Origin of the sequence: Streptomyces sp. NBC_00435 (genome assembly GCF_036014235.1) — a bacterium.
In the GTDB taxonomy this organism is placed as follows: domain Bacteria; phylum Actinomycetota; class Actinomycetes; order Streptomycetales; family Streptomycetaceae; genus Streptomyces.
In genome coordinates this window covers 5,069,859-5,086,124 of sequence record NZ_CP107924.1, presented here as the reverse complement: position 1 = coordinate 5,086,124, position 16,266 = coordinate 5,069,859, and the positions used below count along the sequence as shown (strand labels likewise).

Annotated in this window: 16 protein-coding genes and 1 riboswitch; of the genes, 4 read left to right on the top strand and 12 right to left on the bottom strand. The window is 72.7% G+C overall.

All coding sequences use genetic code 11. The features are described 5' to 3' along the window. Window positions 1-59 precede the first annotated feature (59 nt). The 3 genes from OG389_RS23455 to glyA all read right to left on the bottom strand — a co-directional run bounded on the left by OG389_RS23455 (window position 60) and on the right by glyA (window position 3,346). Window positions 60-683 (bottom strand): 2'-5' RNA ligase family protein, encoded by a 624-nt coding sequence (locus OG389_RS23455; protein ID WP_328300413.1) that lies wholly within the window; start codon window positions 681-683, stop codon window positions 60-62. Window positions 684-811: 128 nt separating this feature from the next. Next, a complete protein-coding gene (gene trpS, locus OG389_RS23450) occupies window positions 812-1,825 on the bottom strand; it encodes a tryptophan--tRNA ligase (protein WP_328300412.1) in 1,014 nt (337 codons plus the stop codon). 252 nt (window positions 1,826-2,077) lie between these two features. Continuing rightward, complete coding sequence (gene glyA, locus OG389_RS23445) at window positions 2,078-3,346, bottom strand: serine hydroxymethyltransferase (protein WP_328300411.1); 1,269 nt, start codon at window positions 3,344-3,346, stop codon at window positions 2,078-2,080. Between the two features lie 35 nt (window positions 3,347-3,381). Further along, window positions 3,382-3,472, bottom strand: a riboswitch (ZMP/ZTP riboswitch). A 110-nt stretch (window positions 3,473-3,582) separates the two neighbouring features. On the opposite strand from glyA, the gene rocD reads away from it, so the two are divergent. Continuing rightward, window positions 3,583-4,788 carry an ornithine--oxo-acid transaminase gene (gene rocD / locus OG389_RS23440; protein ID WP_328300410.1) on the top strand — a complete coding sequence of 402 codons (1,206 nt, stop codon included), beginning with the start codon at window positions 3,583-3,585 and terminating at the stop codon, window positions 4,786-4,788. A 31-nt stretch (window positions 4,789-4,819) separates the two neighbouring features. Here the strand turns inward: rocD and OG389_RS23435 are convergent, their stop codons facing one another. Both OG389_RS23435 and OG389_RS23430 read right to left on the bottom strand, forming a co-directional pair. Further along, window positions 4,820-6,010, bottom strand: coding sequence for a glutathionylspermidine synthase family protein (locus OG389_RS23435; protein ID WP_328300409.1), 1,191 nt, complete (start codon window positions 6,008-6,010; stop codon window positions 4,820-4,822). 6 nt (window positions 6,011-6,016) lie between these two features. Further along, entirely contained in the window at window positions 6,017-6,328 is a 312-nt protein-coding gene (locus OG389_RS23430; RefSeq protein ID WP_328300408.1) for a hypothetical protein, read from the bottom strand. Between the two features lie 112 nt (window positions 6,329-6,440). Between OG389_RS23430 and OG389_RS23425 the strand changes: the two genes are divergently transcribed. Continuing rightward, window positions 6,441-7,298, top strand: a complete 858-nt coding sequence (locus tag OG389_RS23425) for a hypothetical protein (protein ID WP_328304010.1) — start codon at window positions 6,441-6,443, stop codon at window positions 7,296-7,298. A gap of 30 nt (window positions 7,299-7,328) precedes the next feature. On the opposite strand, the gene pdxR is transcribed toward OG389_RS23425, so the two are convergent. Beyond that, window positions 7,329-8,723 carry a MocR-like pyridoxine biosynthesis transcription factor PdxR gene (gene pdxR / locus OG389_RS23420; RefSeq protein ID WP_328300407.1) on the bottom strand — a complete coding sequence of 465 codons (1,395 nt, stop codon included), beginning with the start codon at window positions 8,721-8,723 and terminating at the stop codon, window positions 7,329-7,331. Between the two features lie 46 nt (window positions 8,724-8,769). On the opposite strand from pdxR, the gene OG389_RS23415 reads away from it, so the two are divergent. Next, window positions 8,770-9,270, top strand: coding sequence for a carboxymuconolactone decarboxylase family protein (locus OG389_RS23415; RefSeq protein ID WP_328300406.1), 501 nt, complete (start codon window positions 8,770-8,772; stop codon window positions 9,268-9,270). Between the two features lie 22 nt (window positions 9,271-9,292). Here OG389_RS23415 and OG389_RS23410 read toward each other — a convergent pair whose 3' ends face one another. From OG389_RS23410 to OG389_RS23385, 6 genes are all read right to left on the bottom strand, one after another. Next, a complete protein-coding gene (locus OG389_RS23410) occupies window positions 9,293-10,066 on the bottom strand; it encodes a hypothetical protein (protein WP_328300405.1) in 774 nt (257 codons plus the stop codon). A 319-nt stretch (window positions 10,067-10,385) separates the two neighbouring features. Continuing rightward, window positions 10,386-10,763, bottom strand: a complete 378-nt coding sequence (locus OG389_RS23405; protein ID WP_328300404.1) for a hypothetical protein — start codon at window positions 10,761-10,763, stop codon at window positions 10,386-10,388. Then, window positions 10,753-12,489 (bottom strand): hypothetical protein, encoded by a 1,737-nt coding sequence (locus OG389_RS23400; RefSeq protein ID WP_328300403.1) that lies wholly within the window; start codon window positions 12,487-12,489, stop codon window positions 10,753-10,755. The genes OG389_RS23405 and OG389_RS23400 overlap by 11 nt, the downstream gene beginning before the upstream one ends. 146 nt (window positions 12,490-12,635) lie before the next feature. Continuing rightward, window positions 12,636-13,625, bottom strand: coding sequence for a malate dehydrogenase (locus tag OG389_RS23395; protein ID WP_328300402.1), 990 nt, complete (start codon window positions 13,623-13,625; stop codon window positions 12,636-12,638). A 213-nt stretch (window positions 13,626-13,838) separates the two neighbouring features. Continuing rightward, on the bottom strand, window positions 13,839-14,435 hold the full coding sequence (locus OG389_RS23390; protein WP_328300401.1) for a DUF3017 domain-containing protein: 597 nt from the start codon (window positions 14,433-14,435) through the stop codon (window positions 13,839-13,841). 76 nt (window positions 14,436-14,511) lie between these two features. Then, entirely contained in the window at window positions 14,512-15,375 is an 864-nt protein-coding gene (locus tag OG389_RS23385; RefSeq protein WP_328300400.1) for a bifunctional methylenetetrahydrofolate dehydrogenase/methenyltetrahydrofolate cyclohydrolase, read from the bottom strand. A gap of 246 nt (window positions 15,376-15,621) precedes the next feature. On the opposite strand from OG389_RS23385, the gene OG389_RS23380 reads away from it, so the two are divergent. After that, window positions 15,622-16,263: a hypothetical protein gene (locus OG389_RS23380; protein ID WP_328300399.1), complete on the top strand. Its 642-nt coding sequence runs from the start codon at window positions 15,622-15,624 to the stop codon at window positions 16,261-16,263. Window positions 16,264-16,266: the final 3 nt, after the last annotated feature.

Here is a 16,266-nt window from a genome sequence, read left to right as displayed (position 1 = left end):
GCTCGGCCGTTCCATGCCCTGGTCCTGCGAAGGATCGGTTTCCGGTTCCGGTTCCTGCGTCAGGAACGGCGTACGGTCGCCTCGCCCGCGGCAGCCGCCGCGCTGTCGTCCGTCGCCGAACCCAGCTGCGCGGGGACACCGCTCACCCCACCGCTTGCCCCGCTGCCGAACGGATACTCCCGCAGCTTGCGCCAGACCCCGTCCGAGCCCTGCTCGTAGAGCGCGAAACCGGAGCAGACCCACTCCGCCGCATACTCCGCGAGGGCGCTGAACGCCAGGTCCATCGCCTCCTCGGAGATCCCGTGGGCGACGGTGACGTGCGGGTGGTACGGGAACGAGAGCTCCCGGTCGAGCGGCCCGTGCGGGTCGCGGACCTGACTCTGGAGCCGGGTGCAGCCGGCGCCGCCCTCGACGACCTGGACGAAGACCACCGGCGAGAGGGGACGGAAGGTGCCCGTGCCGGCCAGTCGCATCCCGAAGGGACGGCCGGCGGCCGCGACCTCGGCCAAGTGGGCGCGGATCTCCGGAAGCCGGTCCGCGGCCACCTCCGTCGGCGGTACGAGGGTGACGTGCGTGGGAATGCCGTGCGCGGCGGCGTCCCCGAAGCCGGCGCGCAGCTCCTGAAGGCTGCTGCCGTACGGCTCCGGGACCGCGATCGAAACGCCGAGCGTTACGGTCCCCACGTGTCTCTCCTCCGCCTGTCGTCCTGTGCGTCGCCTGTGCGCGGCGTGTGTGCCGCGCGGGTGCTGCCGCCCCAGTGTGGCGGCAGCACCCCCCAGATCGCCAGGGCCCTCTTTCCCTACCGTGCCCGTCAGTGCTTCGCGGGGAGGAATCCGAGGTGGTCGTAGGCCTGCGCCAAGGTCTCGGCGGCGACCGCCCTGGCCTTCTCCGCACCCTTGGCCAGCAGGGAATCCAGGGTCTCCGGGTCGTCCAGGTACTCCTGCGTGCGCTGCTTGAAGGGTGTGACGAAATCGACCATCACGCCGGCGAGATCGGTCTTGAGCGCTCCGTAGCCCTTGCCCTCGTACGCGGCTTCGAGCGCCGGGACGGACTCGCCCGTGAGGGTGGAGTAGATCGTGAGCAGGTTGCTGACGCCGGGCTTGTTCTCGGAGTCGAAGCGGACCACTGCCTCGGTGTCCGTGACCGCGCTCTTGATCTTCTTCTCGGTGGCCTTGGGCTCGTCGAGGAGGTTGATCAGGCCCTTGGGGGACGAAGCCGACTTCGACATCTTGATCGCCGGGTCCTGGAGGTCGTAGATCTTCGCGACCTCCTTGACGATGTGCGCGGCGGGAAGGGTGAAGGTCTGTCCGAAGCGCTGGTTGAAGCGCTCGGCGAGGTCGCGCGTCAGCTCGATGTGCTGGCGCTGGTCCTCGCCGACGGGGACGGCGTTCGCCTGGTAGAGCAGGATGTCGGCGACCTGGAGGATCGGGTACGTGAACAGGCCGACGGTGGCGTTGTTGGCGCCGCCCTTGGCGGACTTGTCCTTGAACTGGGTCATCCGGCTGGCCTCGCCGAAACCGGTGATGCAGTTCATGACCCAGCCGAGCTGCGCGTGCTCGGGGACGTGGCTCTGGATGAAGAGCGTGCAGCGCTCGGGGTCCAGGCCGGCGGCGAGCAGCTGCGCCGCGGAGAGGCGGGTGTTCGCGCGGAGATCCTTCGGATCCTGCGGCATGGTGATCGCGTGCAGGTCGACGACCATGTAGAAGGCGTCGTGCGTCTCCTGCAGGGCGACGTACTGACGGATGGCTCCGAGGTAGTTCCCGAGGTGGAACGAACCGGAGGTGGGCTGGATGCCGGAGAGCGCGCGAGGACGATCAGAAGCCATGGCCCCATTCTCTCAGGTGCGGTGGGGGGCTCGGGCCCGCCACTGGCCGGAACCGGGCGGGTCGCTCGGCGACCGCCCCGCGCTGGTACGGGTACCAGGCGGTAGCCACCCGTCCGGATCTTGCCTCGGCCGAGCGACCGCTTTCCGCCCCGGCCGAGCCGGGTCCTGGGGAACGGCGGAAGGCCGGGCGGGCGGGCCCCGCGGGGCTCGCCCGCCCGGCGGGCGGGGCTCGCCCGCCCGGCGCGCGCGACGTCAGGAGAGCGGCAGGCCCGGGGCCGGGAAGGCGGCCATGAGGTCCGACACCTCCGCTCGGATGCCGGCCAGGGCCGGCTCGTCACCCCGGCCGGCGGCGTCGACGGCCCGCGAGATCCAGTCCGCGACCACCGGCATGTGGTCGGCGCCCAGACCGCGGGAGGTCAGCGACGGCGTGCCGATCCGGATGCCCGACGGGTCGAACGGCTTGCGCGGGTCGAACGGCACCGTGTTGTAGTTCACGACGATCCCCGCCCGGTCCAGCGCCTTCGCCGCGATCTTGCCGGAGACGGCCTTGCCCGTGAGGTCGATCAGGATCAGGTGGTTGTCCGTACCGCCCGAGACCAGGTCGAAGCCCCGCTCGAGCAGCGCCGCGGCCAGCGCCTTCGCGTTGGCCACGACCGCGTGCGCGTACCACACGAACGAAGGCTGCGCCGCTTCGTGGAGCGCCACCGCGATGCCGGCCGTCGTCTGGTTGTGCGGGCCGCCCTGGAGGCCCGGGAAGACCGCCTTGTCGATGGCCTTCGCGTGCTCCTCGCGGCACATCAGCATCGCCCCGCGCGGGCCGCGCAGGGTCTTGTGGGTGGTCGTCGAGATCACGTCCACGTGGCCCGCCGGGGACGGATGGGCCCCGCCCGCGATCAGGCCGGCGATGTGGGCGACGTCGGCGACGAGGACCGACCCCGCCTCCTTCGCGATCGACGCGAAGGCCTCGAAGTCGATCGTGCGCGGGAGCGCGGTGCCGCCGCAGAAGATCAGCTTGGGCCGCTCGGCCAGCGCGAGTTCCCGTACGGCGTCGTAGTCGACGAGACCGGTCTCCGCCTGGACGCCGTACTGGACGCCGCGGAACCAGGAGCCCGTCGCCGAGACCCCCCAGCCGTGCGTCAGGTGCCCGCCCATCGGCAGCGCCATGCCCATCACGGTGTCGCCGGGCTCGGCGAAGGCCAGGTACACGGCCAGGTTCGCCGGGGAGCCGGAGTACGGCTGCACGTTGGCGTGGTCGACTTCGAACAGGCCCTTCGCCCGCTCGACGGCCAGCGCCTCGATGCGGTCGATGTTCTGCTGGCCCTCGTAGTAGCGGCGGCCCGGGTAGCCCTCGCTGTACTTGTTCTGCAGCACCGTGCCGGAGGCCTCCAGCACGGCCGCGGACACGTAGTTCTCGCTGGGGATCAGGCGCAGGGTCTGCGCCTGGAGGGTTTCCTCGGCGGCGACGAAGGACGCCAGCTCGGGGTCGGTGGCGAGAAGGGCGGGGTGGTGGCTCGCGCTCATGGCGGCTCCTCCGGGGTCGATGTCAGGTCTCGTCCCCGCGAGGCCCAGGCGAGCGGCCCTGTATGCGGTCGTGCCCGCACGACTCCCCCGGAGTTCGTTCTCCGTACGCCAGTCGCCGTGCGTACCGGACACCTTAGCGGCCGCGCCACGAGAAAGGTTTCTCCGTCCGGTATACGAGCGAGGATGCAGAGTGACGCCACCCTCGTCACAGGCCCTGACGGACGATCGGAGACCCCGTGTCGACAACTGCTCAAGCCATCAGCTCCGCCGACGCGCACAGCGCGCACAACTACCACCCCCTGCCCGTGGTCATCGCCCATGCGGAGGGCGCGTGGATGACGGACGTGGAGGGACGCCGCTACCTCGACATGCTCGCCGGCTACTCGGCCCTCAACTTCGGCCACGGCAACCGCCGGCTGCTCGACGCCGCCCGCGCCCAGCTGGAGCGGGTCACCCTCACCTCCCGCGCCTTCCACCACGACCGCTTCGCGGAGTTCTGTACCAACCTCGCGGCACTGTGCGGCAAGGAGATGGTGCTGCCCATGAACACGGGCGCGGAGGCCGTGGAAACGGCGGTGAAGACGGCCCGCAAGTGGGGTTACGAGGTCAAGGGCGTGCCGGACGGCCACGCCAAGATCGTGGTGGCGGCCGACAACTTCCACGGCCGTACGACGACCATCGTGTCGTTCTCCACGGACCACGACGCCCGCGACCACTTCGGCCCGTACACCCCGGGCTTCGAGATCGTCCCGTACGGGGACCTCACGGCGCTCGCCGCCGCAGTCACCTCCAACACCGTCGCCGTACTCCTGGAACCGATCCAGGGCGAGGCCGGCGTGCTCGTGCCGCCCGCCGGATACCTGCAGGGCGTACGGGAACTGACGCGCGAGCGGAACGTGCTGTTCATGGCGGACGAGATCCAGTCGGGGCTCGGCCGGACCGGCAGGACCTTCGCGTGCGAGCACGAGGGGGTCGTCCCCGACGTCTACATCCTCGGCAAGGCCCTGGGCGGCGGTGTCGTGCCCGTCTCCGCGGTGGTCGCCGACCGCGACGTGCTCGGCGTGTTCAGGCCGGGCGAGCACGGCTCCACCTTCGGCGGCAATCCGCTGGCCTGCGCCGTCGCCCTGGAGGTGATCGCGATGCTCCGCGGCGGCGAGTACCAGCAGCGCGCCACCGAGCTCGGCGACCACCTGCACCGGGAGCTGAACCTGCTGGTCGGCGGCGGTGCGGTGACCGCCGTACGGGGCCGCGGCCTGTGGGCGGGCGTGGACATCGACCCGGCGCTCGGCACGGGCCGGGAGATCTCCGAGAAGCTGATGGAGCTCGGGGTGCTGGTCAAGGACACCCACGGCTCGACCATCCGGATCGCTCCGCCGCTGGTGATCAGCAAGGAGGACCTGGACTGGGGCCTGGACCAGCTCAGGTCGGTCCTCGGCGGCTGATCGGGGCCGGCCGGCTGGGAGCGCCCGCCGGTCAGAGGATGACGTGGGGCAGGAAACGGGCGTACTCGTCCGTGACCGGCCCCGCCGATTCCCTGATGCCCAGGCCCGCGGCCTCGTCCTCGACGACCCACGCGCCGAGCACCACCCGGTTGCCGTCGAAGTCCGGCAGCGGGGCCAGGCCCTGGAAGACGTAGGTCTCGTCCTCCTCCGCCGTGAACGGCTCGCCGCCCACCGGGTGCAGGGTGACGCCCGCGCCCTCGCGCCCCAGCAGCGGCTTCGCCGCGTAGCCGGTGGTGGAGGCGAGCTCCCGCGGACCGTCGAGGTAGGCGGGCAGCAGGTTCGGGTGCTCCGGGAAGAGCTCCCACAGGATCGCCAGCAACGCCTTGTTGGAGAGCAGCATCTTCCACAGCGGCTCGATCCAGGCGGTCGTGCCGGAGCCGCCGCCGTGGTCGTACGTGCCGAGGACCTGCGGGGCGAACTCGTCGGTGGCCAGCCACTCCCACGGGTAGAGCTTGAAGCAGGCGCGGATGAAGCGGAGCTTCTCGTCGACGAAGCGGCCGGACAGGCTGTCCCAGCCGATCTGTTCGACGGACAGGGCCTGGGTGTCGATGCCGGCCTGCTCCGCGGTCTCCCGGAGGTAGGCGACCGTCATCAGGTCCTCGCCGAGCTCGTCGGTCTCGGAGTGCGCGAAGTGCAGCGGGCCGGGCGGCAGCAGTTCGGCCTGCCGGCGCCAGGCGTCGACGAGCCGCTCGTGCAGGGAGTTCCACTGGTCGGCGCCGGGGAAGCGCTCCTCCATCCAGAACCACTGCGGACTGGCCGCCTCCACCAGCGAGGTGGGGGTGTCGGCGTTGTACTCCAGCAGCTTGGCCGGGGTGCCGGCGCCGTCGTAGCGCAGGTCGAAGCGGCCGTAGAGCGAGGGCTGCTCGGCTCGGCGCCGCCAGGACTCGGCGATCAGCGCGGCCAGCTTCGGGTCCGTGATGCCGAGGTCCGCGAAGCGGTCCTGGGCGACGATGTGCTCCGCCGCCGCCAGGCACATGGCGTGCAGCTCCTCGACGACGTTCTCCAGCGCCTCGACCTCGGGCAGCGAGAAGGAGTAGTACGCGCTCTCGTCCCAGTAGGGGCGCAGGGAGTCGTCGGGGTAGCGGGTCAGGGGGTAGATCAGCCCCTGCTCCTCGACCGTCTTCTGCCAGTCGGGGCGGGGCTCGATGGTGTGGCGCTCCACGCTGGCTCAGCCGCCCGAGGAGCTCTTGTGGCTGCCGCCGATGCCACCGCGGGTGACGGCGGACTTGTCGAAGCTGCCGCCGGTGACCTTGCCGCTGCGGACGGAGCCGCCGTAGTAGTACGTGCCCCGGCTGCTGCTGCCGCCGGTCTTGCAGTACTTGTCGTCCAGCTTGTCCAGCGTGGTCCTGTCGACGCAGCGCCGGTCCGGCTCACTGCTGTTGCCGCAGGCCACGAGCGTGGCCGCGAGCAAACCCATGCCGCCGAGTACGACGGCGCCGGAACGCATGCGGCGCCCGCTGGTACTGCTGCTGCTGTCCATGTCCGATGCTCCCCCTAGTGGCGTGCTGCCGACAGACTAGATCGAGGTCCCCGGCCGATGGAATCCGGCCGTCACGGGATCCGTGACCTACAGTCGGTTCGTGCTCATTGGGATGATTTGCGCGCTCGGTGCGGCGGTCTGCTTCGGCACGGCGTCGGTCCTGCAGGCGATGGCGGCGCGGGCGGCCGAGCCGGGAACGGGCTCGGGGGTCGACACCGCCCTCCTCCTGCGGGCGCTGCGCCAGTGGCGCTACCTCGCCGGACTCGGCCTCGACGGGGCGGGCTTCGTCCTCCAGATCATCGCCCTGCGCCACCTCCCGATCTACGCGGTGGGCGCGGCGCTCGCGGCCAGTCTCGCCGTCACCGCGGTGGTCGCGGCCCGGCTGCTGCGGGTACGGCTGAGCGGCACGGAGTGGGGCGCGGTGGCGGTGGTGAGCGCGGGGCTGGTGATGCTGGGGCTGGCCTCCGGCGAGGAGGGCTCGGGGAAGGGCTCGCTGGCGCTGAAGCTCGGGCTGCTGGCGGTGGCCGGGCTGGTGCTGGTGGTCGGTGCGGTGGCGGGCGGCCTCCCGGACCGCAGCCGTGCGCTCGCGCTGGGTCTGGCGGCCGGCACGGGCTTCGGGGTGGTGGAGGTGGCGGTCCGGCTCATCGACGACATCTCGCTCTCCGCGTTGTCGAACCCGGCCCTGTACGCGCTGCTGCTGGGCGGCGGCTCCGCCTTCCTGCTGCTCACCTCGGCACTGCAACGGGGCTCCGTGACCACGGCGACGGCCGGAATGGTGCTCGGCGAGACGATCGGCCCGGCGGCGGTGGGCGTGGCCTGGCTGGGCGACCGCACCCGCGAGGGCTTGACCTGGCTGGCGGTCACCGGCTTCGTGGTGGCCGTCGCGGGAGCCCTGGCTCTGGCCCGCTTCGGCGAACCCCCCTCCGACCCGGCCCCCACGGAGCCCGATCCCAGCCCGCCCGGCGCTTGAGGACCGACCCCGGGCGGGGCCCGGACCCCGTCACGGGAGCGCCGCGACCAGGGCCGCCAGCGTAGGCGCCCAAGCGCTCTGCGTCGGGGTCCCGAAGCCCACCACGAGCGCCTCCCGCGGCGCCGTCGACGCCCGCGGGTGACGGAAGGAGGACAGGGACCGCAGGCCGAGGTCCTGCCAGGCGGCCGCCCTCAGGGCCGCCCGTTCGCCGCCCGGCGGCAGGTCCAGCACCGCGTGCAGACCCGCGGCGATGCCGGAGACCGCCGCCCGGTCCCCGACGGCCGCCACCAGCTCGTCGCGCCGCCGCCGGTAACGCAGCCGCATCTCCCGCACGTGCCGGTCGTAGGCCCCCGACCGGATGAACTCCGCGAGCGTCAGCTGGTCCAGCGCGCTGGAGCTCCAGTCGGTATGGCCCTTCGCCGCGAGCACCTCCTCCATGAGCGGCCCCGGCACCACCATCCAGCCCATGCGCAGCCCGGGTGCCAGGGACTTGCTCGCCGTTCCGAGGTAGACCACCCGGTCCGGGTCCAGCCCCTGCAGCGCGCCCACCGGCTGGCGGTCGTACCGGAACTCCCCGTCGTAGTCGTCCTCCAGGATCAGCCCGCCCGTGGACCTCGCCCAGTCCACCGCCTCCGCCCGCCGCCCGGGCGTCAGCGCGGCGCCCGTGGGGAACTGGTGCGCCGGGGTCAGCAGGACGGCCCCCGCCGCCGATCCGGCCAGGTCGGCCGTGCGCGCCCCCGACCCGTCGACCACCAGCGGCCGCGTCCGCAACCCCGCGCCGGTCAGCAACGCCTGGTGCTCGTCCAGCCCGTACCCCTCCACCGCCATCTCCCGGACCCGGCGCGCCCGCAGCGTCCGCGCGAGCAGCATCAGGGCCTGCGTGAAGCCCGCGCACAGCACGATGCGTTCGGGGTCCGCGTACACCCCCCGGGCCCGCGCGAGGTATCCGGCGAGCGCCTCCCGCAGTTCCACCCGGCCGCGGGGGTCCGCGTACCCGAAGGCCTCGTTCGGGGCCTCGGTCAGGGCCCGCCTGGCCGCCGACAGCCAGGCCGCGCGCGGGAAGCCGCCGAGGTCCGGGGAGCCGGGCATCAGGCTGTACGAGGTCTGCGCGCGCACGGGGCGCCGTACGGGCACGGCCGCCGCGGGACGCCGCGCCCGGGCCCGCTCCGCGACGCGGGTCCCGGAGCCCTGCCTGGCCGTCAGCCAGCCCTCGGCGACGAGCTCGGCGTAGGCCTCGGCGACGGTGTTGCGGGCGATCCCCAGGTCCGCGGCGAGCGACCGCGAGGAGGGCAGCCGGGTGCCCGGGGCCAGCCGCCCGCTGCGCGCGGCCTCGCGCAGCGCCTCGGTGAGACCGGCCCGCATGCCGCGTCCGGGCCTGGTCTCCAGATGGAGGTCGGCGCCGAAAGTGGCCCATGAATCTGTCATGGATATGGACCATATAGGCGGGCCGCCTGCGCAATAGGTTGGAACCATGAACAACACGGACAGCACCAAGAACGCGCCCGAGCACACCCCCCGCATGCAGCTGGCGAAGCTCGCCCCGGAGTTCTACAGGGCCGCCGTGGCCCTGGACGCGGCCGCGGCCAAGGGCCTGGACCCGGCCCTGGTCGAGCTGGTCAAGCTGCGCGCCTCGCAGATCAACCACTGCGCCTTCTGCATCGACATGCACTCCAAGGACGCCCTCGCGGCGGGCGAGGACGTGGAGCGGCTGCTGCTCCTCGGCGCCTGGGAGGAGTCGCGGCACTTCTACACCGAGAAGGAGCTCGCCGCGATCCAGCTGACGGAGGCCGTGACCGTCCTGACCGACGGTTTCGTTCCCGACGCGGTCTACGAGCGGGCCGCGGCGCACTTCGAGGAGAAGGAGCTGGCGCAGGTCATCGCCCTGATCGCCGCGATCAACGTCTGGAACCGCATCGGCGTCACCACGCGCCTGAGCCCGGGGCACTACACCCCGGGCATGTACAACCACTAGGCGGCCGGTCCGCCGGTCCGCTTCAGGCGCCCGTCGGGCGGAAGGCGGTCAGCGCCGCAGTGTGGTGCTCCTGGGTGAGCGTCCACTCGGCGGCCGGGCCGGCCGTCAGGACCGCCCACTTCCTGCCGTCCTGGGCGAAGAAGACCCGCTCGACGCCGCGTCGCCGGCCGCGCGATTCCGCGCTGTCGTACTCGTACACGAGCTCCCCGGCCTCCGTGGCGCCCTGGACCGGTCCGATCCGGATCTCCTGGTAGCCGGTGGTCTGCGCGCGCAGGTAGGCGGAGGCGCCCCGGACAGCTCCCAGCGGGGTCAGTTCGGGCTCGCTCACCTGGAAGATCTGGATCAGGGCGGCCCGGTCGGGCGAACGGTAGAAGACCCCGGTGGCGCCGTCCTCCCGGACCCAGCCTGTGGGGACGGCGACGGTGAAGCCCTTCGCGTCCCGCACCGTGTCGTGTCCGGCGGCGCTGCCGCTCGGGCCGGGGCTCGTGCTCGGGCCGAGGGTGGGGCTGGCCCCAGGCTGGACCGAGCTGGTGCCGGTCGGACTGCCGGCGGCCGAGGGCGTGCCCGGCCCGTCGCCGCTCGGCTGGACGCTCGAAGCCGTCGACTCCGGGACCGCCTGCTCCCCGGTGTCCCGCGCCACGAACCACACGGCCCCCGCACCCAGCACGAGCGCGGCCACGGCGACACCGGCCGTGGTCGGCGTCAGCCACCGCTCACCGGACCGCGCGGGCTGTGGCGGTACGGGGTGCACGGGCTGCGGGTACGCGTACGGATACGGCTCCTGGGGCGGGGGCACCGGCCCGTACCAGCCGGGGGAAGCGTCTCCCGGCCCGGGAGCCGGCGTGGGACCGGGGTCCGGCGTCGGAGCCTGGGCGGGAGCCGGCCCGGGGTCCCGCCCGGGAGCCGGTGCCGGGGTCGGTGCCGGTGCAGGGCTCGGGGCCGGTGCAGGGCTCGGGGCCGGTGCCGGGCTCGGGGCAGAGGCCGGAGCGGGTCCGGGCGCAGGGGCCGGACCTGGCGCCGGCGCCGGGCCCGGTGGTCCCTGCGCCGGGGGGTCCGTCACCCAGCGCTGGGTCGCCGCGTCCCAGCGGGGGGCGTTCTGGGGGTGCGGGGGCACGTCAGCCTCCCAGGGAGGTCAGCAGCCCGGCCAGGGCCGTGGCGGCGCTGACCGAGTCCACCAGCGGGGCCCACCGTTCGAGCGCCCCGCGCAGCCGGGTGACCAGGCCGGGCCGGATCTCCGCGGCCCCCTCCAGCCCCTCGGCGACCCCGTCCAGTTCGGCGTCGAGCGCCGCCCGGTCCTCGCCGCGCGGGAGCCGTACGAGGGCGGCGCGCAGCTCCAGTACGGCATCCAGCAGGACCTCCGGACCCACGGCGGCGGCCCCCGCCCCGCCGTGGTGGACGGAGTTCGTGTTGTTGCTGCCGCCGATGCTGAACGCGCTGCCCGTGACGTCGCCGATCCGCACGGACGGCTCCGTACCGCTGTTGTCAGTTGCCACCGCTGCTCCCCCTGCCCTTGGCGCTGCCGCCGCCTCGTCCCGTGTTGGTGTTGTTGCTGCCGCCGACGCTGAAGGCGCTGCTGTTCACCGACTGGATGAACACCCCGCCCTCGGCGACGTTGACGGCACGCTGCGCGAACTCCTCCGTGTGCCAGCCCGCCTCGTGCAGTGCGAGGACGATGCCTCCGACGACCCGGTCCTGAACGGTCTTCAGGAAGCGGTCGAGGTCCATCAGGTGGAACAGCGAGCCGTTGTCCTGGGAGGCCAGGTCGCGCACCGACACCCGGGGCCCCTCGGGCCGGGCCCCGCCGTGCCCGGCGGTGGCGATCCGCCACCAGCTCGCGACGCCCCGGCCCAGGGTGGCCACCGAGGCCGCGATGGAGCCGGGCGTGTGGCGCAGGGCCCAGACGGCCTTGCCGAACGCGTTGTTGTTCCGGTAGCGCTGGGCGTCCGCGTCCGCGTTGTGGAAATCGGTCCGTACGGGCAACAGCACGTGCGGGGCGACCTCCAGCATCATCATCCCGCCCTGCGTGTGGACCCGTACGAACACGGTGACGACGAGGTTCTCGTCCCAGCCGCCCACCCGCACGCGCAGGAAGTGCCGGCGGCGCTCGCCGCCCTCCTCGATGGAGGCGGCCCGCTGTTCGGCGTACTGCCCGTGGACGACCTGGGCGGTGTCCCGGTGGGGCAGCCCGCCCGCGGGCAGGAACACGCACTCGTCGACGACCAGTTCGCGCATCCGGTCCCCGACGGCGGCCGCCGCGGCCGCGGACCCGTGCGGCGAGGGCACCCGCAGGCGCTCCAGCAGCGGCACGATCCGCCCGAGGACGTGGGCGTTGGTGACCGGGAGCGGCTTGCGGTCGGGGCCGAGGTCCTCGCGCGGGCGCAGTTCCACCGACAGCTGCCAGGGCCGGTAGGGGTCACCGGCTCCGCAGAACGGGTCGTTGATGTCGTACATGATCATCGGCGCGTGCTGCTCGGCCCGGATGCGCTGGCGGATCCGCTGGAAGCGGGCCCCCTCGGCGGCTTCGGCAGGATCGTTGGCGTGGTCGGCGTAGCGCTGCTCGTCGAGATCGGTGGCGATGGTCCGAAAGACGTGCCCGCGCTGCAGTCCCACGACGGTGACCACACCGGCGAAGACCACCGGCAGCCACCAGAGGACGGCGCCGGCGAGGTTCCTACCGGTCGGGGCGAACGGCAGCACGGCGCTCGCGCCCGCCTCGTCCAGGGTGCTCAGCAGCGCGAGGCCGCCGAAGCCGAGGAGGAACAGGACGACGGCGATCCCCCACCACACGTAGATCCGCAGGACCACGGCCAGCACCCGCAGCAGCGGGACGTCGCGGGAGCGCAGCCAGTCGGCCAGGCTCAGCAGCAGGAACGGCAGGACGAGCGCCGCCAGGGCGCCGCTGGTGAGCAGCGAGCCGACGAACCAGGCGCCGAGGACACCGGCCGCCCAGCCGAGTTCGGCGCGGCGGGCGCGCAGCGCGTGGGCGAGCACCCGGGAGGCGTCGTAACCGTAGGAGGGAGCGACGATGCGTTCCTCGTGGACGTACAGCTCGTCGATGACCCGGTCGCGGTAGCCGGCATCGAGATACGTGCCCGCGCACAGGAAGCGGCCGGCCTCGCTGAGGGAGGGGTGCACCGGGGGACGGCCCGCGTGGCCCGGTGAGGCCGCAGTGGCACCCCAACTGCCTTGGGGCTGAGGGGGAATCGGGATGTCGGTCACCGACCGACCTTAGGATTCCGCTCCACGCGACGACAGAAAGATTCACGCCAAAACGCCCCGGCCAGGTTTGGCCGGGGCGTTTCAGATTTAGTACTGGTGTGCTCGGGGGCCTGTGCGGCCGGTCCTCACACGGACGAGCGGATCGCTCAGATCAGGCCGAGCTCGCGCACCGCGTCGCGCTCCTCGACGAGCTCCGCCACGGACGCGTCGATGCGCGCACGGGAGAACTCGTTGATGTCCAGGCCCTGGACGATCTCGTACTTGCCGTCCTTGGTGGTGACGGGGAACGAGGAGATGATGCCCTCCGGGACGCCGTAGGAGCCGTCCGACGGGATACCCATGGAGGTCCAGTCGCCCGCCGCGGTGCCGTTGACCCACGTGTGCACGTGGTCGATGGCGGCGTTGGCGGCCGAGGCGGCCGAGGACGCGCCGCGGGCCTCGATGATCGCCGCGCCGCGCTTGGCGACGGTCGGGATGAAGTCATCGGCCAGCCAGGCCTGGTCGTTGACCAGCTCGGCGGCGTTCTTGCCGGCGATCTCCGCGTGGAAGATGTCCGGGTACTGGGTCGCCGAGTGGTTGCCCCAGATGGTCAGGCGCTTGATGTCGGAGACGGCGGCGCCGGTCTTGGCGGCCAGCTGCGAGATCGCGCGGTTGTGGTCCAGGCGGGTCATCGCGGTGAAGCGCTCGGCCGGTACGTCCGGGGCGGCGGCCTGCGCGATGAGCGCGTTGGTGTTGGCCGGGTTGCCCACGACCAGGACCTTGATGTCGTCCGCGGCGTTCGCGTTGATCGCGGCGCCCTGCGGCTTGAAGATGCCGCCGTTGGCGGAGAGCAGGTCACCGCGCTCCATGCCCTTGGTGCGCGGGCGGGCGCCGACCAGCAGCGCGACGTTGGCACCCTCGAAGCCCTTGTTCGGGTCGTCGAAGATGTCGATGCCTGCGAGCAGCGGGAAGGCGCAGTCGTCGAGCTCCATGGCGGTGCCCTCGGCGGCCTTCATGCCCTGAGGGATCTCCAGAAGGCGGAGCTTGACCGGCACGTCCGCGCCGAGCAGGTGGCCGGAGGCGATGCGGAAGAGCAGCGCGTAGCCGATCTGGCCGGCGGCGCCGGTGACGGTGACATTCACGGGAGTGCGGGTCATGGCCTTCTCCGTTAGACAGCTGGCGGTGGGGCGTCCCTGCCCCATGTGCTGGGAGGACGCCGCTCCCCGGCCCAGTAAATCTTGACGTGAAGAGACATCCGGCGTCAGGCTATCCGACCCTGGGGCACCCCAATCCCCCGGCCCGTGTGGTGCACGGCACACGGGGCGGTGGTGCGGCCGTCATTCACCCGGAAGATCTCCCCCGGAGGTGGCTCAGCGGACGGTGAAGCGCACCGCCGTCTCCAGGAACGGGATGTCCAGCAGCGGGTGGGGTTCGATGACCAGCGCCAGCAGCGTGATCGCCACGCCCAGCAGCCCGTACGTGACCATGTCCGTGAAGCGCGAGCGCACCGCGAGCATGCCCACGGAGGGCAGCAGGCGGCGCATCACCGACGCCGCGATCAGCGCGATGCCGATCATCAGACACCCGGCGCGCGCGTGGCCCACGGCCGTGACCAGCAGCCCGACCGCCGTCGCGGCGAGCACCGCCAGCATCGGCCACTGACGGGCCGGTGCCGGGGCGTCGCCGGGCGCGGCGCGGCCGCCGCCCTCGGGGCGGGCGGTGTCCCGGGTGATGGAGGGGAAGCGACGGGACTTGCCCCCGGCGGCCTCACCACCGGTCACGGACGCGGCCTCGGCGGTGGCGGTGGCGGTGGCGGTGGCGGTGGCGACGCTCTTGGCGGCGGCCGCTCGCCGGGCGCCCGACCCGGCCCCGGTACCGGCCCCGGTGCCGACCGCGGCCTCCGCACCCGCCGGGGGCCCGGCCGCGCGGCCGGGCTCCGGGGGCGCCCCGGCCCGTGCACCGTTCACTGGGCCGGAACCGCCCTTGGGGCCCGGGGCAGCCGCGGGCCCCGCGGACCCCTCGGAACCGACGGAGTCACCCCGTTCAGCCCGCACTGGGGACGATCCGCTCGGCGGCCTCGACCACGTTGACGAGCAGCTGCGCCCGGGTCATCGGGCCCACACCGCCCGGGTTCGGGGAGATCCAGCCGGCCACCTCGGCCACACCGGGGTGCACGTCCCCGACGATCTTGCCGTTCTCGTCGCGGCTGACGCCGACGTCGAGCACGGCCGCGCCCGGCTTCACGTCCTCCGGCTTGACCAGGTGCGGCACACCGGCCGCCGCGACGACGATGTCCGCCTGGCGCAGCAGTCCGGAGAGGTCGCGCGTACCGGTGTGGCACAGGGTCACGGTCGCGTTCTCCGACTTGCGGGTGAGCAGCAGGCCGATGGAGCGGCCGACGGTGATGCCCCGGCCGAGGACGACGACGTGCGCGCCGTTGATCTCCACGCCGTGGTGGCGCAGCAGCTCGACGATCCCGTACGGGGTGCAGGGCAGCGGGCCGGGCTCGTTCAGGACCAGCTTGCCGAGTGACATCGGGTGCAGGCCGTCGGCGTCCTTGGCCGGGTCCATCAGCTCCAGGACGCGGTTGGTGTCGATGCCCTTGGGGAGGGGGAGCTGGACGATGTAGCCCGTGCACTCCGGGTTGGCGTTCAGCTCCCGCACGACCTCCTCGATGTCCTCCTGGGAGGCCGTGGCGGGCAGTTCGCGCTGGAGGGAGGAGATGCCCACCTCGGCGCAGTCCTTGTGCTTGCCGTTGACGTACCAGCGGCTGCCCGGGTCGTCACCGACCAGCAGGGTGCCGAGCCCCGGGGTGATGCCCCGGGCCTTGAGCGCCGCCACGCGGGCGGTCAGTTCGGACTTGATCGCGGCAGCGGTGGCCTTGCCGTCGAGAATCTGGGCGGTCATGGCCCCATCCTCCCGGATGGAGCGGTCCAGGATCCAGTCGCGGACGCCGTGCGACCGGTTCGCCTTCGTTGCACTTGCACAACAAGTAGCCGGCCGACCGCGCAGCGGCTGGACAAGTCCACCCCGGCCGGACGACGATGCGGGGAAAGAGTGCCGCGGGCAGTGCCGGGGGGTGGGCCGCACGACTTGCAGTGACTCCTCCGCGCGTGCCGTGCGTCCCCGCACTTCCACGGAGGAACACCCCAGATGAGCTTCGGCGACCCGAACAATCCCTACGGGCAGCAGCCCCAGGGCGGCCAGCCCGGTTACGGCTATCCGCAGCAGGCTCCCCAGGGCATCCCGCCGCAGGGCTACGGCTACCCGCAGCAGCCCCAGGGCTACCCGGGCGTCGGCGGCTACCCGGGTGCCAACGTACCGATGCCCGGCGGTGTCTCGGGCGCCCGCGTCATCCTCTTCATCCTCGGCGGGCTGCAGGCCCTGTTCGGCGTGCTCCTCGGCGTCGGCGGAGCGGTGTTCGCCGCGGCGCTCTCCGACTCCTCCAGCTCCTCGGCGAGCAGTGCGGGCACCGCAGCGGGCGGCGTGTTCATCATCTTCGGCGTCCTCGTCGTCGGGATGGCGCTGTGGCCGATCCTGACGGCCGCCAAGCTGAGCAAGGGCCGGGGCGGCGTCCGGGTCTCCGGCATCATCTTCGGCTCGCTGATGAGCCTCTTCGCCGGGCTCGGCCTGATCTTCAACATCGCGACGCTGAGCAGCATGCACAGCTCCGGCGCAGGCACCTTCATGATCTCCCTGATCTTCACGGGCATCGAGCTCGCGCTGGGCCTGTGGATCCTCATCGGCCTGGCCAACTCGGCGGCGAGCGTCTACTTCAAGCGCCCGCAGTACTAGGCG